Source organism: Janthinobacterium sp., from assembly GCF_009923995.1.
GTDB lineage: Bacteria > Pseudomonadota > Gammaproteobacteria > Burkholderiales > Burkholderiaceae_D > Janthinobacterium.
Genome location: NZ_RFSK01000022.1, coordinates 1 through 24,599, shown reverse-complemented (window position 1 = coordinate 24,599; position 24,599 = coordinate 1). Strand labels below are relative to the sequence as shown.

Sequence of the window (24,599 nt, the reverse complement as noted above, 5' to 3'; positions counted from 1 at the left end):
CGCCGCGCTGGTATGCCGCGCGGCGTCGATGGTGGTTTAAGCAACCGTCACGGGAATCTTGCTGACGCTATTGAGCTGCTCGATCTTCGCCTGCCACTCTTTCGGCCCCGTGTTGTGCACCGAGGTGCCTTTGGCATCCACGGCCACGGTGACCGGCATGTCGACGACGTCGAATTCGTAGATGGCTTCCATGCCCATGTCGGCAAAGCCCAGCACTTTCGCGCCCTTGATGGCTTTCGACACGAGGTAGGCGGAGCCGCCCACGGCCATCAGGTAGGCCGACTTGTGCTTCTGGATCGATTCGATGGCGACGGGACCGCGTTCGGCCTTGCCGATCATGGCGATCAGGCCCGTCTGTTCCAGCATCATGTCGGTGAACTTGTCCATGCGCGTGGCCGTCGTCGGACCGGCCGGGCCCACCACTTCGTCGCGCACCGGATCGACGGGACCGACGTAGTAGATCACGCGGTTCTTGAAATCGACGGGCAATGGCTCGCCCTTGGCCAGCATGTCCTGGATGCGCTTGTGCGCGGCATCGCGGCCCGTCAGCATCTTGCCGTTCAACAGCAAGGTCTGGCCCGGCGTCCACGAAGCGACTTCTTCCTTCGTCAAGGTGTTCAGGTCGACGCGCTTGGATTTTTCCGTGTCCGGCGCCCAGCTCACGTCAGGCCAGGTCGACAGCGGCGGCGGCGTCATGTAGGCCGGGCCGGAGCCGTCCAGCACGAAGTGGCCGTGGCGCGTGGCGGCACAGTTCGGGATCATGGCGACGGGCTTCGATGCCGCGTGCGTCGGGTGCATCATGATCTTCACGTCCAGCACGGTCGTCAGGCCGCCCAGGCCCTGCGCGCCGATGCCCAGCGAGTTGATCTTGTCGCACAACTCGATACGCAATTCTTCCAGTTTATTCTGCGGGCCGCGTTGTTTCAGCTCATACATGTCGATGTCTTCCATCAACACTTCTTTTGCCATCAGCATGGCTTTTTCGGCCGTGCCGCCGATGCCGATGCCCAGCATGCCGGGCGGGCACCAGCCGGCACCCATGGTCGGCACCGTCTTCATGACCCAGTCCACCAGCGAGTCGGACGGGTTCATCATGATCATCTTCGACTTGTTTTCCGAGCCGCCGCCCTTGGCCGCCACTTTCACGTCGACGGTATTGCCTTCGACCAGTTCCATGTGCACGACGGCTGGCGTGTTGTCCTTGGTATTCTTGCGGTCGAAATGCGGGTCGGCCACGATGGAGGCGCGCAGCTTGTTGTCGTCGAAGTTGTACGCGCGGCGCACGCCTTCGTTGACGGCGTCGGTGACGGTGCCGGAGAAGCCTTCGAAGCGCACGCCCATGCCGATTTTCAGGAAGACGTTGACGATGCCCGTGTCCTGGCAGATCGGGCGCTTGCCTTCCGCGCACATGCGCGAGTTGGTCAGGATTTGCGCAATCGCATCTTTCGCCGCCGGGCTTTGCTCGGACTCGTAGGCGCGCGCCAGGTGCTCGATGTAATCAGCAGGGTGGTAGTAGCTAATGTACTGCAACGCTGCGGCGACGGATTCGATCAGGTCTTCTTGCTTTATGACAGTCATGGTGTTCTCGCGGTAGATAAGAAGGGTAAGACTCTTTACTAGTACTAGTTACTGCATTGGAATGACAAAAGCCCATGGCCGCCGCTGGCAGCCATGGGCTTCGGGTTTAATGCGGTCGTGCCTGGTTCTGCGTCACCGTCATAATGCGGTCGGTGTAGGCGATCGCCATGGCGGAAATGATGAAGACCATGTGGATCACCGTCTGCGCAATGATCACTTCCATCTTGTAGGAATTGGCATTGATGAAAGTCTTCAGCAGGTGGATGGACGAGATGCCGATGATGGCCATCGCCAGTTTCGTCTTCAGCACGGATGCATTGACATGCGACAACCATTCCGGCTGGTCTGGGTGGTCATCGAGGTGCATGCGCGATACGAAGGTTTCGTAGCCGCCGATAATGACCATGATCAGGAGGTTCGAAATCATGACCACGTCGATCAGGCCTAATACCACCAGCATGATGGTTGCTTCGTTCAGCTTGGTCGGCAGGGCGCTGCCGGGCACGGCGACGGCCGTCAGCACGTGCTGCAGGGCGGCATCGTTGCCGAACACGGCGCCGATCAGGTCGGACAATTCCACCCAGAAATGAAATACATACACGCATTGTGCGAGGATCAGGCCCAGGTACAGCGGCAGCTGCAGCCAGCGCGACATGAAGATGAAGGCGGACAGCGGATGCAGCTTGGTATGTTTGGTGGTCGGTGGTAGGTGGTCGATCATGTGGGGTTTCCTGGGGGAGTAAATACCAATTTTTGGCATGCCCGACATTTTACACTTGCTGTTGATCACTGCGCATGGCCCGGTTCTGGAATATCGGCTTTGATGAAAGCCAAAGTGGTATTGAACCTTCGGCGCGGGATCGCTTTTCCCATCGAAAATACTGCACAGGACGCCCTTGACGCCCATCGCCGAAGGCGATTATGGTTAGCATGGATAGGGGTAAAACGCTGCATAAACGCGACATGTAAGGCGTCCGTAAGACACGGGGCCTATCGTGTTAGCAAACAATTACTACACTGGAGACTAGCATGACCGCTACAGAGAACCAAGGACAGGGCACGCAGCAGCAGGGACCGGAAGAGTCGCGCGTATTCGAGCCGTCGGCGGCATTTGCCGCGCAGGCCACCATTTCCGGCATGGCGGCGTATCACGCCATGGTGAAAGAGGCGGAAACCGACTACGAAGGATTCTGGGCCAGGCTGGCGCGCGAGAACCTGAGCTGGAAAAAGCCGTTCACCCGCACCCTGAACGAAGACAACGCGCCGTTCTACAAATGGTTCGAGGACGGCTTGCTGAACGTGTCGTACAACTGCCTGGACCGCAACATCGAAAATGGCCTGGGCGACAAGACGGCCATCATCTTCGAGGCGGACGACGGCACCGTCACCAAGGCAAGCTATAAAGAGCTGCACGAAAAAGTGTGCAAGTTTGCCAACGGCCTGAAATCCAAGGGGATAGGCAAGGGCGACCGCGTCATCATCTATATGTCGATGTCCGTCGAAGGCGTTGCTGCAATGCAAGCCTGCGCCCGCATCGGCGCCACGCACTCCGTCGTCTTCGGCGGCTTCTCGGCCAAATCCCTGCAGGAACGCATCATCGACGCGGGCGCCGTGGCCGTCATCACTGGCGACGAGCAATTGCGCGGCGGCAAGAAGCTGCCCCTGAAAGCCATCGTCGACGAAGCGCTGGCGCTGGGTGGCTGCGATTGCGTGAAAAACGTCGTTGTTTATAAGCGCACGGGCAGCGACCTGCCGATGGTGGCCGGCCGCGACACGTGGCTGCACGACCTCGTCGAAGGCCAGAGCGCGCAATGCGAGCCGGAATGGGTCGATGCCGAGCATCCACTGTTCATCTTGTACACCTCGGGTTCCACCGGCACGCCGAAGGGCGTGCAGCACTCGAGCGGCGGCTACCTGCTGTGGGCCGCGCTGACGATGAAATGGAGCTTCGACATCAAGCCGGACGACGTCTTCTGGTGCACGGCCGACATCGGCTGGGTGACGGGCCACAGCTACATCGCGTATGGCCCGATGGCCGTGGGCGCCACGCAAGTGGTGTTCGAAGGTATCCCGACCTACCCGAACGCGGGCCGTTTCTGGGAAACCATCAAGAAACACAAGGTCAGCATCTTCTACACGGCACCGACGGCCATCCGTTCGCTGATCAAGGCGGCCGACGTGGACCCGAAAGTGCATCCAAGCAACTACGACCTCTCCAGCCTGCGTCTGCTGGGTTCGGTTGGCGAGCCGATCAATCCGGAAGCATGGATGTGGTACTACAAGAACATCGGCGGCGAGAAATGCCCGATCGTCGATACCTTCTGGCAAACGGAAACGGGCGGCCACATGATTACGCCGCTGCCGGGCGCGACGCCGATGGTGCCCGGTTCCTGCACCCTGCCATTGCCAGGCATCATGGCCGCCATCGTCGATGAAGCGGGCCACGACGTGCCGAACGGCCAGGGCGGTATTTTGGTGGTGAAACGTCCATGGCCATCGATGATCCGCACGATCTGGAACAACCCGGACCGCTTCAAGTCCAGCTATTTCCCGGAAGAGCTGGGCGGCAAGATGTACCTGGCAGGCGACGGCGCCATCCGCAACAAGGACACGGGCTACTTCACCATCACGGGCCGCATCGATGACGTGCTGAACGTGTCGGGCCACCGCATGGGCACGATGGAGATCGAATCGGCCCTGGTGGCCAACCCGCTGGTGGCCGAAGCGGCGGTCGTCGGCCGTCCGGACGACACGACGGGCGAATCCATCTGCGCCTTCGTCGTGCTCAAGCAGGCCCGCCCGACCGGCGAGGAAGCGAAGAAGCTGGCCCTGGAGCTGCGCAACTGGGTCGGCAAGGAAATCGGCCCGATCGCCAAGCCGAAGGAAATCCGCTTCGGCGACAACCTGCCGAAAACCCGCTCCGGCAAAATCATGCGCCGCCTGCTGCGCGTGCTGGCCAAGGGCGAGACGATTACGCAGGACGTCTCGACCCTGGAAAACCCGGCCATCCTGGAGCAGCTGAAGGAAGCGTCGTAGAAGGCCCGTCCCTGCGGGATCGGCCTGTGCGGGGGGGGGGGGGGATTCCGGCAGCGGCTGGCTTGGGCGTACCCGGCATCCCGATGCTGCCTGGGGAGTCGATGCCCGAATCGACGTCCGGGGGCGGAGCGGGCGTCCAGCCCTTCAGGGGCCGACTCCGGTCCTGATCGGCTTATGTCAGGCACAACTTTTACCCCACGGTAAATAACTTTGGCAGTCCGTAGAATCTTTGCTATAATCTGCGGCTTCGCGACAAGCGAGAAATAGTACGCAGTGTGTGCAAGTAGACGCATTGCCTGCAGGAGAGGTGGATGAGTGGTTGAAGTCGCACGCCTGGAAAGCGTGTATAGGTTCATAGCCTATCGGGGGTTCGAATCCCCCTCTCTCCGCCACGGATAGTAATTAAGTAAGATCAGGACGTCTCAGGAAGTCCCTCAAAAACCGCTTAGAGCCTTGATTCTAAGCGGTTTTTTCGTTTTTCGGCGTCTCAGGTCGTGTCAGCCCATTTCAATGCATCGCGCTTTTTTTAGGGTAGGTGATGCGGGATCGGCGGCATACCCTTGATCGTCTACTCTTTTAATTTGCACCATCTTGTCTATAGTGTTCTTTCAACACGTTGACGTGGAGGTGCATCATGCCCAAGATCATTGCTCCGCTGACTGACGCTCGTATCAGGAACGCCAAGCCACGCGAGAAGTTGTACAAACTGTTTGATGGCGACGGCTTGTACATCGAGGTGACGCCAAGCGGTTCGCGCATCTGGCGCTTCAAGTTCCGACAGGCCAACGGCAAGGACAACCTGCTGACCTTCGGCCCATATCCGGAAATCACGCTGCAGCATGCTCGCGAAAAGCGCCTGGAGACCCGCCGCCTGATTCTGCAAGGGATCGATCCCGGCAAGCACCGCGATGACGCCAAGCGGCGATTGAAGGAGCGCGCCGCCAACACATTTGAAAAGATTGCCCGCGAGTGGCACGCCAACAAGGTGCCGACCTGGAGCGAGCGCACCGCCAAGAACGTCCTGCAACGGCTGGAGGCAGATATCTTCCCGGCCATTGGCCGCAGGCCCATCGATGAACTCAAGCACCTCGATGTAATCGCTGCACTGCGCAAGATCGAGGAGCGCGGCGCAAGCGAAATCGCCCATCGCCAGAAAGCGGTATGTGCGTCAATTTTCAGCTACGCGATTCAATGCGGATTCACAGAGAGTAATCTGGTCACCGATATGAAGGATGTGTTGAAGACCGTCCGCGCCAGACACTTCGCCGCTATCAACGCCGACGAACTACCGCAGTTTCTGGCCATTCTGGACCGCAACGAAGCGCGCATGTTCGCGCCGACCCGCATTGCGCTGCGGCTGATGCTGCTGTGCTTTGTGCGCACTAGCGAGCTGATCGAAACGCCCTGGAGTGAAATCGACCTGGAGCGCGGCGAGTGGATCATTCCATGGCAGCGCATGAAGCGCGGCAAGCTGACCGTCAATCCGGATATGACCAATCATCACGTCTGCCTGTCGCGCCAGGCGCTGGAGCTGCTGCGCGAACTGCACGCGATCACGGGCCGCAGCAAGTACCTGTTCCCGAATCAGCGCGACCACGAAAAGCCGATCAGCAATAACACGATACTGGTGGCGCTTGGACGCATGGGATACAAGGGCAAGATGACCGGCCATGGCTTCCGGGCGCTGGCCATGAGCACCATCAAGGAGCGCCTTGGCTACCGGCATGAAGTCGTGGACCGGCAACTGGCACATGCACCGAAGGACAAGGTGGCCAGTGCCTATGACCGGGCGCAGTTCCTGGCGGAACGGCGCAAGATGATGCAGGATTGGGCCGACTACATCGATGCCGTCAGCGGCAAGGGAGAGCCGCCGCAGACGCCCAGATTAACGCTGGTCAGCGGTGAGTTCAGCCGGGATGGCGGAACAGGAGGGCACCATGTCTGAGTATGTACTGCGCCTCACGGATGCGCTTATCAAGCAGACCGCTTCCAAGGAAAAATTACATAAACTAGCTATCGGAGCCTTTGTCCGGGCTGCAACGCTGCCGGTCAATCCAGTAGCAGCAGCCCAGTCCGCGCCGGTCCCAATTCTGCGTACTACGAAAAGCGCACTTGACGAAACGAACCACTTGCAAACGTCGATATCAGGCATAGAATGAAGCTCTCTTATGTGGGAATCGCTCCCACGAGGGCATGCATCGAGCATGTCCCTATGCTTAGCGGCATAGGCGTTGCGGTCGTCACCCGCCACCATGATACTTAGCAGTTTCTGCTAGATATATCGCCGGGCCATGCAGAAGCATGCACATCTCGGCACGATAAAGCGCTGCCTTCAGCGTCTTCATATCCCACAATCCGCAAGTCGGATTGCTTGGATGATTGCGCCCGATGGACGCTTCCTCAAACAGGAGCAAGACTCCTGCCCCGATTGGTTCGCATGCCCCGCGAGGTAGCGCACCGTATGAAGCACAGCATGGCTTTGCCGCAAGCCGCACCGTCAGCAGAAATGCCAGCGATGCGATGCCATCGCGGCTGCCGCCAGCGCATGTGCTTCAGAGTCGCCAGTATCGTCACCGCGAGTGCGATGCTGGCGTGTATGCCGTCACATGCCATGGCTACGTGCGCGCGTCGTTACTGGCGGCTTGCTGCCAGTGACGACGCGCCGCCGACGGCATAGGCCCCGGCGGCAAGCGGAATTCCACCGCGTGATGGTGTTCAGTGACGGGGCCAGGCGCCCCGCATCGCAGGCAAGCCCTGCGATGTCCTTTGCCCGCTACGGGCTGATTAGTTGAAGTTGATCCGTGCACGATGTGCACTCCATGGACCCTGGGTGATTGGTCCCCGCTGCGGCAGCTTCCTCCGGGAGCGCGCAGCGGTGCCACACGCGCATGCGGCGCGGGCAGGCAGTAACAGCAACCGCATACACGGGAGTGGTGTCCCGAGGCCCTTGATTCAACCTTTTCTGCCGAGGCAGTGAGGGTGGCCAGAAACACTTACCAGACAGGATTACACCACGCGGCATCGATGTGAAAACCAATGATCGAAAGGATGACTTTGCCATGCGCGACTTGAACTACCAGCTCAAGCAACTGTGTCACCGCAACCGGGATGGCAGCTTTGCGACGCAGGCCGACCGCGAGCGCCTATTAACCCTGTGCGCCAACGACCTGGCCGAACGGGGCTTCCAGCATATGAGTGTGGACAGCCTGAAACCGAAACATGTGGCGGCGCTGCTAGACAAGTGGAAGCAGGATGGCGTCAGTACCGGCACGATCAAGAATCGCATGAGCGCCCTACGATGGTGGGCCGAGAAGATCGGCAAGGAAAACATTATTGCGCGCACCAACGGCGAATATGGCATCGCGGAGCGGGTGTTTGTCACCAATGTTTCGAAGGCGAAGGTGCTGGACGCCGACACGCTGGCCCGCGTGAATGATCCGTATACGCGCATGTCCCTGCAGCTGCAGGCGGCGTTTGGTTTGCGACGCGAGGAAAGCATCAAGATCAAGCCGGGATGGGCCGATGGCGGGAACATCCTGCGGTTGCAGGATAGCTGGACCAAGGGCGGCAAATATCGGGAGGTGCCGATTACCACCACGCAGCAGCGCGCGGTGCTGGATGCGGCCAAGGCGCTGGCGGGAAAAGGCAGCCTGATTCCGGCGCAGTTGCGGTATCGGGACCAGTTGAACCGCTTTCGTGCGCAGTGCGACAAGGCTGGCGTTCATGGTGTGCATGGGCTGCGCCATGAGTACGCGCAGCGGCGCTATGCCGAGTTGACTGGCCGAACTAGTCCAGCTTGTGGCGGCGCGACTTCCAAACAGCTGGATGCGTCGCAAAAATTGGCGGATAACGCTGCGCGGCTGAAGATTTCGACGGAGATGGGGCATGGTCGTGAACAGGTCACGTCTATCTACCTGGGCAGATGACCGCCCACTTGTATCAGGGCCGCAGCGCATGGGGCGGAAGATATGTAAAGGGTGCAGCCCTGGCGCTGCCGGAATGATCGCGGAGAGTCGGCATGACTCTCCATTACTTGGTGTTCATCAATCGAAGGAGAATCTTATGACCACGACTAAAAAATTCCTCCGCTTGCCTGCGGTAATCGAGGCCACCGGCTGGTCCCGCGCCACAATCTGGCGCAAGGTGAAGGCAGGCGTGTTGCCAGCGCCGATTCCCATTGGCCCCAAGTCCGTCGCCTGGGACGCAGAGGAAATCGCTCAATGGCAGCAGCGCTGCATAGATGCTAGCCGAAGCGTCTCCTACACGAGAGAATGAACGACTGCTGGATCAGCAACGCGCATAGGTGCCACCGGAGGCTGCGATGACAGGTACTTCTAGGAAAGATTTGCTAATAGCCATTAGTACTGGTCGCGGATCAGCTTTCAATTGCTAGCGCTGCCTGTGTCAACTCGCACAGGCCGGCATCACAGGCCAAGATCAATTCTTGCCCACCATCCTGAGGGGGAAGTTAGGTGAGGTTGCCCTAGCGACTGAAAGGTTAGTCAGCTTACTCATTTAGGAGTGAGTCCGCTATGGCATCTAGCCGTAGTTTGATGGCCTGATAGCCAGGCATCTGCTTTTCTAGCAGTGAGTAAAACCGCTGAGTATGGTTGTGCTCCTTTAAATGACATAGCTCATGTAGTACGACGTAGTCAATGCATTCTCTTGGCGCCTTGACCAGTTGAGGATTGAGAGTTAATCGCCCGGCAGGCGAGCAACTTCCCCATTGGCTGCGCATTGTCAACAACCGCAGAGGTGGAGTGCCCGAAACCCATCGGAGTGATGCTGCCATTAACTGTACTCGCTCAGTCAGTACGACTCGAGCTCTTTGCCGAAACCAGGACCTGAGTCCTAAGCGCACCAAGTTTGGGTCAGACTCCGGTACCAATACTTCAATGAATGCACCGCGCATGCGAGCCGTTACTAAGGAATCTACTGCCAGCGTAACCTTCAGCCGATATCGACGTCCTAAATACATCAGGGATTCACCACTGACGTACTCGCGTGGGAGTACATGGCGTAATCGCTCCTTGGCCGCAGCAACGTGCCCAAAGATCCATCGTGCTCTCACCTTGACGGCTTGATTGATTTCTTTCTCTGACGCTGTCTCAGGTGCATCGACGAAGATACGCCCATCTGGCTCAACGTGAATTGCTACTCGCTGCGATGACCGTCCCGGCTGGATACGAACCTCGTAAGGTAAGACATGTTCTCCGTAGTGGATGCTACCCTGCATGGCGACTCAAACCTACCCGTGTGATGTGAATTACCTGCTCAATCACTAACTTGGCGTTGTCCAGGCCCATGACTGTAAACAGCTTTGGCAACAATCCCTTTCGGATAGCTGCTTCAATATTTTGCGGGTTTAAGGAGTTTTCTGCCACAGCATTACGTACCACTTGGTCCATCTCGAAGGCCAAAGCCACGTGTTGATCGGCGCCATCGCCAAGCACCAACTTGGTTGCGCCAAAGTAGGCCTTGGCATGCCCGTTGTCGCCAAACGCATCAGGAACGCCCGGTGTGGCGCGCGCCTGCAAGGTCTGTTCAAAATCTTTGAACAATGCGTACTGTTTGAGCGGATGATCAAACATGGCCTCAGCATCGGCGATGGCTTGCTTCAACAAGTCTGCGAATACTTTTTGCGCATAGGGATCCTCTGCCAGATCCTGCTCGATAGTCTTGCGCAATCGAGTACGAATTATGTCCGTCTCGTTGCGCGTTTTCTCCTCAGTCCAGTCCTTCGGATCCTCGGGTTTACCCAATTCGTGGACAAGGTATACACCGTCTGGCTCACGCACCTCAGTGCCGATAACTTGCTTGTCCACGAGCTTGCGGATCTGCTCTTCGTAGACGCTATAATCGACCGTCTCCATGGCATCGCGCCTGGCAGTTTTACGCAGTTCAGTGAAAAACCTTAGGTCTTCTTTGTACCGTGTGATCTGCTCCTCAGAGAAGCTATGGTCCTCAAAGAAGCTGCGCGATGACAGTGCTGTTTGCAGACACAAACCGAACTCGGTCAAGGCTGCATAAAAGTCTTCTCGCAGTTTCTGCCGTTCGTCGTATTCTTCGCCATCGGCATCGGTTGTGTACTTCGGTGTAAGTACTTGGCGATACTGCTCGGTGTCTTTGCGATTGGCTACGGCCCTAAAAAAGGACCACAGTTTGTCGTGAAAACCAGGCAGCCGTTTGTACTCGGTACTGAACTGCTTGTACAGGCCATCTAAGTCGGCCAAATCAAATCCAACTTGAGTCTTCGCCTCAAGATCCTGATAGGCACGCACAGCTGTGTCCAACTCCTTCAAAATGCCCCGGTAGTCCACCAGCACACCATAGCGCTTCGCATCATGCAGGCGGTTCACTCGTGCGACGGCTTGAATAAGGCTGTGACCCTTCAACGGCTTGTCGATGTAGAGGACGGTATTGCGTGGCTCGTCAAAGCCCGTCAGCAAACGATCCACCACGATCAACAAATCAGGGCTTCCATCACTTCCAAAGTCTTGCAGCGCATGGCGCTCATAGCTTTCAGCATCCAAGCCCTTTTCAGTGATGTTCTGCTTCCACCATTTTTGCACCTCGGGCAACTGGTCCTCATCAACTTCGTCGTTACCCTCGCGGGTGTCTGGCGGCGAAATTATTACCATGCTAGTCACCAGGCCTGTTTCATCTAGCGCTTTCTTATAGCGAATGGCATCAAGCTTGCGTTCAGTGGCCACTTGGCCTTTGAGCCCCATACCCAGTTTTTTGATGTTTTCGTTAAAGTGGGCAGCAATATCCCAGGCTATCAACTCGATGCGGTTGCTCGCACCGTAGATGGCTCCCTTCTTAGCAAACTTTTGCTTGAGGTCGGTTCGCTGAGCGTCAGCAAGACCAGCAGTGATCTTGTCAAACCAACGGTTCACAGCTCCTTCATTGATCGTGAGTTCCGGCACTCGCTCCTCATACAAAAGTGGTGCCACCGTTTCGTCCTCCACGGCGCGTTGCATTGTGTATGCATGCACGATGGGGCCAAACTTGTTGGACGTCTTCTCGTTCTTGAGCAATGGCGTGCCGGTGAAGGCCACATAGGCGGCCTTAGGCAGGGCCTGCTTCATTCGTTCATGGGTTTCGCCGCCATGACTGCGGTGGCCTTCGTCCACCAGCACGATAAGATTGTGCGAGTCATTGCGGCAGTCAGGCAGCTTGGCCGCAGTATTGAACTTATGGACCAATGTGAAAATTATTCGATCATTGCTATGACCAATGCGTTTGGCCAGCTCGCGGCCTGACAACACCTTGCTACGTTCGCCCTCCTTCTTTGTGCCAACGGCAGAGCCAAACGCGCCGCCAGACATGAAGTTCTTAGCCAGTTGCGACTCTAGATCAATGCGGTCAGTCACCACCACCACGCGGCAATCCCGTAATCCTTCGTTCAACAACAATGCCTTGGTCAACAGCACCATTGTGAAGCTCTTGCCAGAGCCTGTGGTGTGCCACACCACACCACCTTCACGGCTACCGTCTGGCTTGAACGTGTTCAGGCGAGCAAGCAGGGCGCGGATACCAAAGTACTGTTGGTAACGGGCTACCACCTTGCCCACCTTGCGGTCAAATAGCATATAGCCGCGCAAGACATCCAATAAGCGCTCTGGCGTGAGCAAGCTCACCAGCAGTCTGTCCTGATCGGTTGGTAGCGTGGGCTGGGACCACAGCGATTCAAAGTATGCGCGCACATACGCTGGTTTGCCTTCAAACAGAGCGGCGTGGGTTTCTCCGGAAAGTGGTTTGTTTTTAAGTGTGCTGAAGTGCGCGTCATCAAACTGCTCTTCGCGCCACCTCGCCCAGAATTTGGCAGCGGTGTGCGTGGTGCCATAGCGGCCATCTAGCTGGCTGATAGATAATAAAAGTTGTCCATATGAGAAAAGATTGGGGATTTCATCTGACCGCTGATTGCGTAGGTGCTGGCTAATGCCCTCAGCCACCATTGCTTTGTCGGCACGTACGGATTCAGGGCGCTTAGCTTCGATTATTACCAGAGGGATACCGTTAACGTAGGCCACCACATCAGGTCTGCGTGTATGCGTGCCCTGGACGGATAGCACCTCCAATTCCTCAGTAACATCCCATAAATTGGCTATGGGATTGAGCCAGTCAAGAATGGCCACCGTGGGCTGATGCTTTTTGCCATCGGGCATGAACTCCGTGATGGTAATGCCCAAGGTGAGCTTATTGTAGAGCTGCTCGTTCGCAAGAAGGAGGCCTTCGGCGAGGTTAATATTGGAAATCTCACGCACAATCTGATCGATACCGCCGGGTGAGAGGGGAAATGTTTCTCCTTTGTAATCAAAGCGGCGGGTTTTAAGTATTTCGATCAAACGCGGCTTGAGTAAAACTTCACGTGTGTTACCGCGAAGCGCGAGGGCTGACGCGGAACTTAGGTAGTTCCAGCCGAGATTGCACATCAGGTGCAGGGCCGGAATGTGGGCGCTGTATTGCTCGCGGGTTTGCGGGGTGTTGCTCATGTAGATGCCTCTACATGAGGTAGGCTATTTCGAGTAAGGCGCCGCTTACCTGTTAGCAGTATCGTCATAAGTGCATTTTTCTCTGCTTTTAAAGTAACCAACTGTTTTTCTAGATTTGTTACTTCAGAGTAAAATGTGTCAAACACTGATATAGCCGCACGCTGTTCTGCTAAAGGGGGTAACGGGACATGAATTTTCTTGAATTCCTTCCAGCGCAAGCTGCCTCTCCTATCCACTGAAGCATTGGTCGCTGCAGAAAATATCTGGCGGTATTTCTCTGTCTTCAGGAGTTGGTATAAATACCCATCATCAATTTCTCCATGCGTTTTAAAGACAGTGTACATGGGACTGACGATGGCTTTCTCATACAGGTCCTGATATCCAATTGATCCCTCTTCTATGTGATTGGTTGCGTAGACGAAACAGTCACGCGAAACAACTTTGTACGTGGAAATATCTTTGCTGAATACTTGCTTTTTGAAATAGCTCAGCGAGTCCACGAGGCCCGTATATTTCGTACACGAAAGTACAGGGAGAGGCTCTCCATCTCGCAGCTTTTGGCTGACCTCGACAGCTATTTCTCCAATGTTCGGGTAGCTCCAGTTTGAAGGGATTGAACCGTGCGCCGTTTTGAATTTTTCAGCTGAATTTTGGAAATCAGCCAACTGAAGTTTTCCACTAGTAAGCAGATGAACGATCATTTGACGCTGTTTTTTGCTATTGCTAAGCATGACTTCACTTATAGCAATGGCTTGCTCCCATGTAGATAGAGCCTGAGCGATATAACGTTGTTCTGCGCCGGTAGGAACAAGGAGCTGTTGTCGTTCAATGTCAGATTTTTTTACATGAACCAATGTAGCTTTAAATCCATGCGCCTGCGCTTCAATTCGACTTGTGACATCCTTTAGTGCCCAATAGAGCCATTCTTTACTGATATTCTCACTCGCCAAAACTTTGAAAATGTGTTGATTTAATACCCCTCTTGGTCCGCGCCAAATGAATGGGCCAAACGAAACGCCTTTTGTACCAGCCCAAGAAAACAACAATTGGCCTGGTTCCACAATCCATCGGGGGTCAGGTATTCCAGAAAAGTAGTCAAATTCCTTCCCTCCATTTAAGTTTTGAATGCGAATAATTGGAAGGCCCGTAACATCCCAATCATTGGGGCCAAAGCTGTGTCCATTCTGCATTTTACAGAGACTGGCAACAGTGCTGATTTGCCAGCTCTTAGGTAGTGACTGGATTGACATTAATTTTTCTTTTTCAATAGATACTCAATTTTTTTAGTATCTTCATATCTTTAGCTTCGCTTAACGGCTTTGGTCTGAGATTATGCTGCGCACTGCCAGCGAGCGATACTGCGTACTGCCGTCTTTGGTAGAGTGAAGTCCCAGTTCGTCCTATATAAGGTCAAACTCACTCATAGCCCAGCTCCTTCAAATAGGTCGTCATCTTTTCTTCCAGCATGGCTAGCTCCAATTTGAGTTGAGCACGTTCGCGACGTACAGCCATCAGGTCGATCTCGACTTCTTCCTCAAATGTGTCAACATACCGCGCGATGTTAAGATTGAAGTCGTTTTCAGTGATTTCAGCCAAGGTCGCCAAGTGGGCGTACTTATTAACATCGTGACGATTCTGGCTAGTGCTCAAAATGCGCCGTAAATCGTCCTCGCGCAGCATGTTCTGGTTTTTGCCATCTTCGAAGTCGCGGCTTGCATCTATAAACAAGACCTTCTCGTCGCGCTTGCGCTTGCGGAACACTAAAATAACGGCTGGGATGCCAGTGCCATAGAATAGCTTTTCAGGCAAGCCAATCACCATGTCCAGCAAGTTTTCCTCGATCAGTTTCTGGCGGATTTTGCCTTCGGCGGCTCCACGGAACAGTACGCCATGCGGCACCACTACCGCCATGCGGCCGGTGCCCGGCTTCATAGTCTCAACCATGTGCAAGATGAAGGCGTAGTCACCTTTGGTGCGAGGCGGCACCCCCCGCCGGAAGCGTCCGAATTTATCGGCTTCGGCATTCTCATGGCCCCACTTTTCCAGACTGAATGGAGGGTTAGCGACTACGATGTCGAAATGCTTGAGTGTGCTCTCACTGTCGAGTAGTTTGGGGTTGCGCAGGGTGTCACCCCATTCCACCCGGTGATTGTCCTCGCCATGTAGGAACATATTCATCTTGGCCAACGCCCAAGTACTGCCAATGGCCTCTTGGCCGTACAAGGCGTATTTACGAGAACCAGTGCGCTGGCGGATCAAGCGGCCGCACTTCATCAGCAATGAGCCAGAGCCACAGGTGGGGTCGCATATCTCTTCTCCCTCTTGCGGGTCCATTAAACGAGCCATGAGTGTGGACACCTCGGGTGGTGTGTAGAACTCGCCAGCCTTTTTGCCGCTCGTAGATGCGAAGTTCTTGATCAGATACTCGTATGCATTTCCAATCACGTCGAGAGTTCCGACGCGGTGGGGGCCGAGATTTAACTCCTCCTTGGCAAAGTCTTCCATTAGGTGCCGTAGGATGTCGTTTTTTTGCTGCTCATCGCCTAGCTTGTTGGAGTTGAAAGTGATGTCTTGAAAGACATCTCGTAATTTGCTGATGTTGGCGTCTTCGATGGCATGTAGTGCTGTGTCGATACGTTCGCCATTGCCCGGTTCGAATCGCTTGTCGTACAGCACATAGAAGTTTGCGCGTGGTGGTAGAACAAACCGCTCGTTCTTGAGCATTTCGATAATTAGCTCGTCGTTGTCACCAAATTGCTTCTTGTAGTCGTCGTAGTGGTCCTGCCAGACATCAGACATGTACTTCAGGAAAAGCATGGTTAGGACATAGTCCTTGTAAATGCTAGGGTCAACTGTGCCACGGAATGTGTCGCAAGCGTTCCAGACTGCCGCGTTGATGGTGTCCTGGCTAACGGAAGTTGTTTCGGTCATAGGTTACTCAGGAAAAATTCAGGGGAATGCCTTCGGCAATTGCATGTGCCAAGGCTTCGAGTTCTTGTTCGCGATTACGGATCATGGCTGTGAGTAAGGCTTTCTCACGTTGAGCCATGTCCGCGAGATCAACGAGAAGTCGCTGGGTCTTCAAAGAGGGCACTGCGATCTCTAATGCCTCCAAAGCGGGCCTCGCGACGCTGAGCTGGTGTGAGCCTGAGGCGGCCTGCTGAAGTTGCCGCTGAACAGGAGGCTGTCCAATCTGCCAAGCTAGGAAGGCTGGGAGAACGATGTCAGGGTCTCGTACAGTGAGATGAAATAAGTGAGCACCGCACACAGCAAGGGGCGGAGGTTGGTCCACACAGGCAGCGTGGTATCGATTACCTCTTGAGATGAATAGTATGTCTCCAGGCTTGAGCCAGTCAGGTTCTTTGCGTCCTACAAGCTCAGTTCGAACGGTGGACGACCAGTCGATCTGACCCGATGGAAGGATGTCTTTCATCTGCACAACAGCCACAGGAGCATTTGCAATTACTGGCACTGAGCCGCGAAAGGGGTGGCCGCCACGAATTCTGGCGACATCTTTGAGATTAAGTTTTTTCGCATCATTGAACATGTTGCATATTTTAGCGTATGCGTGCTAGCATTGCACCAACAATTTATCGCAGCATTGTTGATGCTGCATAAATTTTGATGCAATCGAATAACTTGTGAGGGGACTTGACAAAATGGTGCAGGGACATTTGACATATCCCAAATTGGGAATGTATAATTTGAATAAATTTGGGAAGTCAGGGCGGTGCCTATGCAGCTAGTTCACTTGGAAGTGCTTGAGGCACTGAAGCATACGCATGCTGATGCGCGTGGCGCACTGGATGCTTGGCGTGCAGAGGTTGAACGCGGGCAATGGGCTGGGCCGCAGGACGTTAAAGATCGGTTCTCAACGGCCAGCTTCTTGGCTGACAACAGGATTATTTTCAACATTAAAGGTAATTCATACCGGCTTGTCGTGAAAGTTCGCTTCCGCAACGGTCTCGTCTTGATCGAGTGGGGTGGTACGCATGCCGAGTACAACAAGAAGAATTTCAACAAGTAGAAACCTATGTACTTTAGCGTCAGGAGGTCAGTATGAACACACAGATTCGAGTACTTAAAACGGAAGGTGACTACGCCGCTGCCGTTGCTCGCCTGTCTGAGCTTATGGACAAAGATCCTACGCTCGGTTCTACTGAAGATGCAGAGTTGGAGCTGCTCGCACTCGTCATTCAGTCGTATGAGAAAAATCGTTTCCCTCCGTCCCTCCCTGATCCTATTGACGCGATCCTATTCAGAATGGATCAACAACGCTTGGCGCAAAAGGATCTGGTTCCCTACATTGGCTCAATTTCCAAGGTTTCAGAAGTTCTTGGTCGTAAAAGGCCGCTGAGCCTATCGATGATCCGTAAATTACATGTCGGCTTAGGTATCCCTGCGGATGTGCTGATTGGCGAGGTCTTTGACCTGTTTGCTGAGCCAAACATTGATTACACTAAGTTTCCTTTAGCAGAAATGCAGGAACGTGGCCTATTCGGGGATGCTAGGCGTAGCGTACAGCATCTAAAGGACTACGCAGAGGAGCTGGTGACTGGGTTCTTCAGAGCGATGTCCGGTCTTGCTGGGCAACAAATCAAATTACGCGCTACATTACACCAAAGCGGCGCACGCATGATGGATGAACACTCTTTGATGGTCTGGCAAGCTTGTGTTCTGCGCAAGGCTCGCACGCGAACGCTCAAAGGCCAATATCAGCCAGGAACTATCACATTGCAGTGGCTACGTGATTTGGTACGATTGTCTTCGTTCGAAATGGGGCCGCTGCTTGCTCAAGAATACTTGTCCAACTTTGGCATTGCGCTTGTCTTTGAGAAGCACTTCGACAAGACATATCTCGACGGCGCGGCACTGCTGGACAGTGAAATGCCGATCGTGGCATTAACACTACGCCACGACCGCTTAGATAATTTCTGGTTTGCATTGTTGCATGAGTTGATTCACGTGCAGTGCCATTTGTCCGCTGCGCGTCCCTCTATTGTAGATAATTTGGATGACAAGACCCGTTCAAGCGAAGAAGAACAGCAAGCGGATCGGGAAGCTAGCGAAGCATTGATCCCAGAGGCTGTGTGGGCAACGGCTCAAGTCCGGATAAGTTATGCGCAGGACGACGCAATTGCGTTAGCGCGACAGCTTCAAATTCATCCCGCAATCGTTGCTGGGAGAGTTCGTAAGGAAACCGAGAACTGGAGGTTGCTGTCAAACTTGATCAGCTCAGCCGGCAAAGTGTCCGACTTGTTTATCAGCCAGCTTCCTCAGCTCGCATAGCTATAACTATGTTCCCTGAATTGAGGGGGCGTGAAGTCATAAGCTGGTTCGAGGGGGTATGTTTTGGGGGATTCTCCAATCTGGAATTGATCGAAATCCCAGAATTATGCGACTCTAGAGCATGATTCGAATCCCCCTCTCGAAAAAAGAAAAAGCTACCCGAGGGTAGCTTTTTCTTTTTTCGTCTATACGCGGAGAGACGCACTTCGTTCTTCAGGCGCAGGGCAGTGTGCTTCGAATCGACCAACTGCCGCCGCTGCACGATAGCCCCGTGCGTTCGTGGTTCTGATCAGCTTTGCGACTGAGCATGCTTCTACAACACTTAGCCTATCAGTTCGTGTCCAAATGGCAGACCTGATCCTGCGTCCTTTGCTGCGTCCTCTGCGTCCTTTGTGATTTCATACTGCAGCGGCCAACTTTTGCCACTGCAATCCGCAAAGTCGCCCTAACCAGCCAAAACCGCCGAAACAATCGACCGGCGAAGCACGGTTCTCTCGGCATCGATGCCACGCTGTGAAAACGCCGGCGGTAACGCGGCATCATCCGTGGCGGTGTTGTCTGGCGAGGCCGTTTCCTTTACCAGCATGTTGGCGCTATTTTCGACCTCGAAGTACTCGTCCCAATGCACTGGAACCTGATGGGAGCGGCCATCTCCGCCTCTCACCGAGACGTACTGGGTGCGCGCGACGCTGCGGAAGCCGCTGGCCGTTACATGTACTTTCTGCGATCCGTCGGCTTGCTGCTGCATGGATGTCTTCAGGATACTTCGCGTGACGCACTCGGGATGCTCGAACGTCGCCTCGCCGTGGTAATTGGCAATCGCTTCATGCTCCCAGAAACAAGGTTTGTGCGAATACGTGTCTTGATAGATGTCCGAGTGCGGACGATGCTGTTGGTACAGTGGGATGGCAAGCAGCGGGGCGATCCCAAAGTAGAATGACTTGAAGAAATCGTTGTGATAGGCGTTGAAAAACAGGCGGGCCTGGGCGAGTTCGTAGGCAAAGAATTTCTCCGGGGCGCCGCTGATGTCGGTCGCGCGCATATGTCCCGATTCCAGCACGTTGATCATGCGGGTTTTTTCGAATACGAACGTGTCGCCAAAACCTGTTTGATTATCCTTGAGCAGCTTGAGCATTTCCTGTTGCGCCAATGGCGTGAACAATAGCCGGAACTGTACTTCATGGTTGCGGTCCGTGGCATCGAACAAGGCGTCGAATTCGCGGTTGGCCATCACCGTAAAAGTATGCCCCTCGTCGACATCGCGGGACTTTTCTTCCAGCTTCTTGATGGCGCGATTCTTCCGCCATTTGTCGAAGAAGCCGTCCTCCAGGCTGGAGAGTTTTGACGGGTGGCGGCTGAACACGAGATCCGGCGCCGCTTCGTTGCCGTAGACGATAAACGTCTGGTTCTCGTATTCGGGCATTGGACGCTCGATCGATGCCCGCAGGGTTTCGTGGCGGGTTCTGGTTTCCAGTTTGCCTTGCGAATTGCGGTACTGTTCCGTCCAGCTGATAGCCAGCGAGCTATCGTATTTCTTGCTGCCCATCGAGTGGGACAAGGTGCGTGCAAGAATGAACGGGTTGCCGTTCAGTACGCCGCTGTGCGAGAACACGATCGAGTGGTCGTCCCCCAGATTGCCAAACCAGCCAAAGCTCTTGCGCAGCTCTTCCATGCGGCCGTTGCTGAAATACGGGTCGAATGCGATGCGAGGTACTGTCTGCTGCATCAGCTTTGCCATGATGTCCCAGTCGTACAGGCGGTTCAGCGGCACCATCTGGCCCCAGGCCACGGCACGTTTGGCGTCGCAGGCTTCCTGCAGCCGCTTTAACTGTGCGTCGGAATCGTTGATGATGCGGTTGAGCGTATGAATCGCAATGGCAAGCGCAATCGCTGGGACCATGAGCCATGGCCATGCGTAATAGGCGTAGAGATAGAGTGCCGCCAGTAGCGCGGCCACGATGCTGGCGCCGCGCAGGATACGCCACCATTTGTTGCTGGAACCGGCGCCCGCAGCCTGCTTTTCGAGCACGCGTAGTTCCTGCACCGTCGCGATGTTGGCGTTCTCGTCCACGCCGGACTGGCGCACGAGGTCTTCGAAAAAGTCCGACGTATTGCTGGCGTGAGCATTTTTGAAATGGAGAGAATACTGCTCCAATGGTTCATGGACGTCGTTGATCAAAAGAAGACGCTCCGGGCGGCAGCCTTGGTTTCGGCGGAGGCGGTGAAAGGAATTCGCGTGGTGTAACCTTGCCGCGCCGCTACGATCTGCTTGGTCGGCCAGGCAAAGACGTCCTGGTTCCACATGCCGACGGTATCGTTATACAGCGTGCGCGCGGCGGTTACTTCCTTTTGCAGATAACTGTTCTGGCGCATGGCATCGGCGATGACGGCTTGTGCCTTCAGATCCGGGTAGGCTTCGCACGCCAGGCTGATGCGGGAAAAAATCCCGTCGATTTTCTGCGATGCCTGATTGCGTTCGGCATCGGCGTTCTGTCCGCTCCGGTAAGCTGCGACCGACTTCATCACGTCCTTGTCGAGGTCGATCGCTTTTGCGACCAGGCCAACCACGTTGTTCAGCACGACGACGCGCTGTTCCAGGTAATTGTCGATCTGTGACGCATCGGCCTGGATTTTCTGCTGCAGCTTGCGCAGATACGCCAGGGCGGAGATCTTCATGAACAGGAAGACCAGGCCTGGCAGTGCCCCCAGCACCAGGAGTGCCAAGCTGTACGTTTGCGGCAATGCACCGGTTAGCAGCGCCAAGCCGCCGATCAGCGGAAGGACCGCCCACAGGGCGATTTCAAATATGAGCGACCCGGTGCCGACTTGGACGGGAATCTGCTTGCTGATGACGTTGATGTCGCGCCCCTGCTCGTTTATCGGGCCAGTTACTTCGTCTAATTCATTTGCCATGCTTCAAAATCCTTTGTATTAAGCGTTTCTTATTGAGCGTCTCGCGCTCGGTTGTAAAAATATTTCGCTTTAGCTTTTGAAGTGCGGGAGCAAAATATCGGTGAGTTGTGTAAGTTTCTTAAAATCAATTTTTTTGTCATCATATCTTGAAGGATGAAATCCAATCAAGGGCGGTCAAGCCGATATTTCACGTGAAGTTACGGGGAAATTTCTGAACACTTTCCGGCGCGGCCAATTTTCAGCCAGCCGCTTGCGTAAACCCGGCAGCAGAAAGCGGAGCACTGGATAATGGAAGCCGGCTTCCAGCCGGCCATAGCGGCCCAATACATGCTGCAAGCAATCCCCGCCCTCCATCGAATCTTCGGCTGCGCCAGATCAAACTTTGCGGAGAAATAAATGATCAAGAATTTTTTAACGCTTTGCCATCGGCAAATAGAGAAATGCAGGAAGTGGCTGCAATGCAGCGGTGAAGTAACACTGTCGGGTAGGATGAATGACAGTCTTCAATCACTTTACGAATTTAATTACAGGAATGCCAGCATGGCCGGGCAGAGCGATATCAATTGCCGTCAGTATCGGCGCTATCGATTCGCGGTATGTCTATGAAGCATGAGCATCCTTAAGCAAGCGGGATTGCCGTTCGTTTAACGAAAAAAGCCCGCCGAAGCGGGCTTTCTCACTCTACAGTCAAGCCAAAGGTTCAGAACTGGTTCATCATATTGTCTTTACCAGCCGCCCTCAGTAAGGGCCGGGGTCATGTCCGCCATTTGGACACTGGCAGATGCATTGAACACTGCAGAAGCCCGGTCAGTTAGAGCTGAATAACCAAGTAAGCCTCTGTCAGAAGTTCATCAACCAAACATTGTTTTCAAGTTATGGAGAGGCTGCTCCCATTTAGAGATATTCGGGTTTGGTCATGCGAGGGGCATGTTTAAGGGCGCAGCTAAGAGGGCACAGCTAAGTTTTCGAAGTCGGAACCCGTTGATGTTGCGGCCTCCAGCGGACGATAGGAACCCCTCTCGCCAAAAAGCCCGCAAAAAGCGGGCTTTTTCAATCGAAGACGGGAAATGAATCACAGCCGATTCATCCTGCCTTGAGATTTACCACATGATTACGCGCTGCTCCGGCGCCAGATACATCTTGTCGCCTGGCTTGATGTCAAACGCCTCGTAGAATCCCGGCTGGTTCATCACGGTGCCCTTGGCGCGGAATTCGCCTGGCGAGTGCGGGTCGCTCTTGATTTGCGCGATGGCCGCTTCCGGGCGCAGTTTGGCGCGCCATTTCTGGGCGAAGCCGATGTACAGGCGCTGTTCGCCCGTCAGGCCGTCGAGCACGGGCGATGGCTTGCCGTGCAGCGAACGCTGGTAGGCCTTGTAGGTGATCGACAGGCCGGAATTGTCGCCGATGTTTTCCCCCAGGGTCAGCTCGCCATTGATGTGGTAGCCGGGCACGGGGCTGTAGGCGCCGTATTGCTTGACCAGGCCGGCGGCCAGGGTCTTGAAGGCGGCGCGGTCTTCCGCCGTCCACCAGTTGCGCAAACGGCCCTTGGCGTCGTACTGGCTGCCCGAGTCGTCGAAGGCGTGGCTGATTTCATGGCCGAAGGTGATGCCCAGCAAGCCGTAGTTGACGGCGTCTTCCGCCTTCACGTTGAAGAACGGCGGCTGCAGGATGGCGGCCGGGATGGTGATGGCGTTGAGCGCGGGACTGTAGCTGGCGTTGACGGTTTGCGGCGTCATCGACCATTCGTCGCGGTCGACCGGTTTGCCCAGCTTGGCCAGGTTTTGCTGGCGGCTCCACTCGCGCGACGCGCGCACGTTGGCGACCAGGTCATGCGGCTGGGTCTTCATGCTGCTGTAATCGCGCCATTTGTCCGGGTAGGCGATCTTCGGCTTCAGGGCAGCCAGCTTGAGCTGGGCTTCCTTCTTGGTTTCCGGACCCATCCAGTCCAGCTGCTCGATGCCATCCTTGAACGAGGCGACGAAGTTGTCGAACATGGCCATCACGCGCGGCTTGGTTTCGGGCGGCAGGTACATTTCCACGTAGCGCTTGCCGACGGCGTCGGCCAGGGCGCTGTCCGTGAAGCGCAGGGCCAGCTGCCACTGCGGTTCGCTTTGCGGCACGCCGCGCAGCACCGTGCCTTCGAAGGCGAAGCGTTCCTTGACGGTGGCGCTGTCGAGGTAGGAGGCATAGCTTTCGATGACGCGCCAGTTCAGGTAGCTCTTCCACGATTCCAGCGGCACGGCGGCCACGGTCTCGGAGAAGCCTGTCATGAAGCTGGGCTGGCGCACGACGGCCGAGCTTTCCTTCTTGGCCATGCCGGCGGCGGCAAAGTAGGCTTTCCAGTCAAATGCAGGCGCCATGGCGGCGAACTGGTCGAAGGCGACGCGGTTGTACGATTTGACGGGGTCGCGCATCTGCACGCGCGTCCATTGCACGGCAGCCAGGCGCGTCTCGACGTCGAGGATCTGCGCCGCGTGCTCGGCGGCCTTCTTGTCGCCGCTCATGGCCAGCATGGTCTCGATATGCTGCAGGTACTTGGCGCGCACGGCTTGCAGCTTGGCGTCGTCATCCTTCAGGTAGTAGTCGCGGTCAGGCAAGCCCAGGCCGGACTGGCTGATGTTGATCGTGTAGCGCTCGGGATCTTGCGCATCGGGTGCGATATAGGCGGAAAATGGCGTGGCGATGCCATTGCCTTGCAGGTAGGCGAACAGGGCCGGCAAGTCCTTCTTGTCCTTGAGCGCGGCGACGCGGGCCAGGTCCGCTTTGACGGGCTTGAAGCCGGCCGCATTGCGCGCCTTCTCATCCATGAAGCTGGTGTACAGGTCGGCGATCTTGTGCGCTTCGCTGCCAGGCTTGCCGGGGTTTTTCAGGGTGGCGTCGATCAGGCCGCGCAGCTGGCCTTGCGCGATTTCGCGCAGTTCGATGTAGGTGCCCCAGACGGATTTGTCGGCCGGGATTTCCGTGTTGCGGGTCCAGACGCCGTTGACGTAGCCGTAGAAGTCTTCCTTCGGGCTGACTGCCGGGTCCAGGGTTTTCAGGTCGATGCCCGAGACGGGCGCGGCAGGCTGGGCGGCTTGCTGGGCGTACAGCGCAGGGGAAGACAGGGCGAATAGGGCGCAGCAGGCGGCGCTGATCAGTGAACGATGCACGAAGATTCCTTTAATTGTAGTTCGACTTCATGTGAGGGAACATGCTGTGTCCAGGCATGTGGCGGAAGATTATAACCGCAGGGATAGTGCTGCATTGCAACATGGTGCAGGCACTCCCGCCATGCCGCGGCATGGC

At 55.6% G+C, this 24,599-nt stretch carries 17 protein-coding genes and 1 tRNA gene; 8 read left to right on the top strand and 10 right to left on the bottom strand.

The features are described from left to right. Positions 1 to 36: 36 nt before the first annotated feature. Positions 37 to 1,578 (bottom strand): fumarate hydratase, encoded by a 1,542-nt coding sequence (locus tag EBS11_RS13115; RefSeq protein ID WP_290603399.1) that lies wholly within the window; start codon positions 1,576 to 1,578, stop codon positions 37 to 39. 106 nt (positions 1,579 to 1,684) lie between these two features. Then, a complete protein-coding gene (locus EBS11_RS13110) occupies positions 1,685 to 2,299 on the bottom strand; it encodes a YqhA family protein (protein ID WP_131374110.1) in 615 nt (204 codons plus the stop codon). Between the two features lie 308 nt (positions 2,300 to 2,607). On the opposite strand from EBS11_RS13110, the gene acs reads away from it, so the two are divergent. From acs to EBS11_RS13080, 6 genes are all read left to right on the top strand, one after another. Further along, positions 2,608 to 4,614: an acetate--CoA ligase gene (acs, locus tag EBS11_RS13105; RefSeq protein WP_290603398.1), complete on the top strand. Its 2,007-nt coding sequence runs from the start codon at positions 2,608 to 2,610 to the stop codon at positions 4,612 to 4,614. 301 nt (positions 4,615 to 4,915) lie between these two features. Continuing rightward, positions 4,916 to 5,006: transfer RNA gene (locus EBS11_RS13100), tRNA-Ser, on the top strand. A 242-nt stretch (positions 5,007 to 5,248) separates the two neighbouring features. Further along, on the top strand, positions 5,249 to 6,559 hold the full coding sequence (locus tag EBS11_RS13095; protein WP_290603397.1) for an integrase arm-type DNA-binding domain-containing protein: 1,311 nt from the start codon (positions 5,249 to 5,251) through the stop codon (positions 6,557 to 6,559). Beyond that, positions 6,552 to 6,773, top strand: a complete 222-nt coding sequence (locus tag EBS11_RS13090) for a hypothetical protein (RefSeq protein WP_230522322.1) — start codon at positions 6,552 to 6,554, stop codon at positions 6,771 to 6,773. Before EBS11_RS13095 ends, EBS11_RS13090 begins: the two co-directional genes overlap by 8 nt. 900 nt (positions 6,774 to 7,673) lie before the next feature. Next, positions 7,674 to 8,540 carry a phage integrase N-terminal domain-containing protein gene (locus EBS11_RS13085; RefSeq protein WP_365955383.1) on the top strand — a complete coding sequence of 289 codons (867 nt, stop codon included), beginning with the start codon at positions 7,674 to 7,676 and terminating at the stop codon, positions 8,538 to 8,540. A gap of 136 nt (positions 8,541 to 8,676) precedes the next feature. After that, positions 8,677 to 8,889, top strand: coding sequence for an AlpA family transcriptional regulator (locus tag EBS11_RS13080; RefSeq protein WP_290603395.1), 213 nt, complete (start codon positions 8,677 to 8,679; stop codon positions 8,887 to 8,889). A 232-nt stretch (positions 8,890 to 9,121) separates the two neighbouring features. Here the strand turns inward: EBS11_RS13080 and EBS11_RS13075 are convergent, their stop codons facing one another. The 5 genes from EBS11_RS13075 to EBS11_RS13055 form a co-directional block, all read right to left on the bottom strand. Further along, complete coding sequence (locus tag EBS11_RS13075; RefSeq protein ID WP_290603394.1) at positions 9,122 to 9,850, bottom strand: SprT family zinc-dependent metalloprotease; 729 nt, start codon at positions 9,848 to 9,850, stop codon at positions 9,122 to 9,124. Beyond that, complete coding sequence (locus EBS11_RS13070) at positions 9,840 to 13,112, bottom strand: HsdR family type I site-specific deoxyribonuclease (protein ID WP_290603393.1); 3,273 nt, start codon at positions 13,110 to 13,112, stop codon at positions 9,840 to 9,842. The genes EBS11_RS13075 and EBS11_RS13070 overlap by 11 nt, the downstream gene beginning before the upstream one ends. Beyond that, positions 13,109 to 14,362, bottom strand: coding sequence for a restriction endonuclease subunit S (locus EBS11_RS13065; RefSeq protein WP_290603392.1), 1,254 nt, complete (start codon positions 14,360 to 14,362; stop codon positions 13,109 to 13,111). Before EBS11_RS13065 ends, EBS11_RS13070 begins: the two co-directional genes overlap by 4 nt. 166 nt (positions 14,363 to 14,528) lie before the next feature. Then, positions 14,529 to 16,043 carry a type I restriction-modification system subunit M gene (locus EBS11_RS13060; protein ID WP_290603391.1) on the bottom strand — a complete coding sequence of 505 codons (1,515 nt, stop codon included), beginning with the start codon at positions 16,041 to 16,043 and terminating at the stop codon, positions 14,529 to 14,531. A gap of 7 nt (positions 16,044 to 16,050) precedes the next feature. Continuing rightward, positions 16,051 to 16,659, bottom strand: coding sequence for a restriction endonuclease subunit S (locus tag EBS11_RS13055; RefSeq protein ID WP_290603390.1), 609 nt, complete (start codon positions 16,657 to 16,659; stop codon positions 16,051 to 16,053). Between the two features lie 189 nt (positions 16,660 to 16,848). Between EBS11_RS13055 and EBS11_RS13050 the strand changes: the two genes are divergently transcribed. Together EBS11_RS13050 and EBS11_RS28375 are read left to right on the top strand one after the other, a co-directional pair. After that, complete coding sequence (locus tag EBS11_RS13050; protein WP_290603389.1) at positions 16,849 to 17,139, top strand: type II toxin-antitoxin system HigB family toxin; 291 nt, start codon at positions 16,849 to 16,851, stop codon at positions 17,137 to 17,139. A gap of 32 nt (positions 17,140 to 17,171) precedes the next feature. Beyond that, positions 17,172 to 18,401: an ImmA/IrrE family metallo-endopeptidase gene (locus EBS11_RS28375; RefSeq protein WP_365955366.1), complete on the top strand. Its 1,230-nt coding sequence runs from the start codon at positions 17,172 to 17,174 to the stop codon at positions 18,399 to 18,401. 445 nt (positions 18,402 to 18,846) lie between these two features. Here EBS11_RS28375 and EBS11_RS13035 read toward each other — a convergent pair whose 3' ends face one another. The 3 genes from EBS11_RS13035 to EBS11_RS13025 form a co-directional block, all read right to left on the bottom strand. Beyond that, complete coding sequence (locus EBS11_RS13035; protein WP_290603388.1) at positions 18,847 to 20,580, bottom strand: MAG1210 family protein; 1,734 nt, start codon at positions 20,578 to 20,580, stop codon at positions 18,847 to 18,849. Then, complete coding sequence (locus tag EBS11_RS13030; RefSeq protein WP_290603387.1) at positions 20,577 to 21,314, bottom strand: LemA family protein; 738 nt, start codon at positions 21,312 to 21,314, stop codon at positions 20,577 to 20,579. The genes EBS11_RS13035 and EBS11_RS13030 overlap by 4 nt, the downstream gene beginning before the upstream one ends. Before the next feature lie 1,100 nt (positions 21,315 to 22,414). Then, positions 22,415 to 24,463: a M13 family metallopeptidase gene (locus EBS11_RS13025; RefSeq protein WP_290603386.1), complete on the bottom strand. Its 2,049-nt coding sequence runs from the start codon at positions 24,461 to 24,463 to the stop codon at positions 22,415 to 22,417. Positions 24,464 to 24,599: the final 136 nt, after the last annotated feature.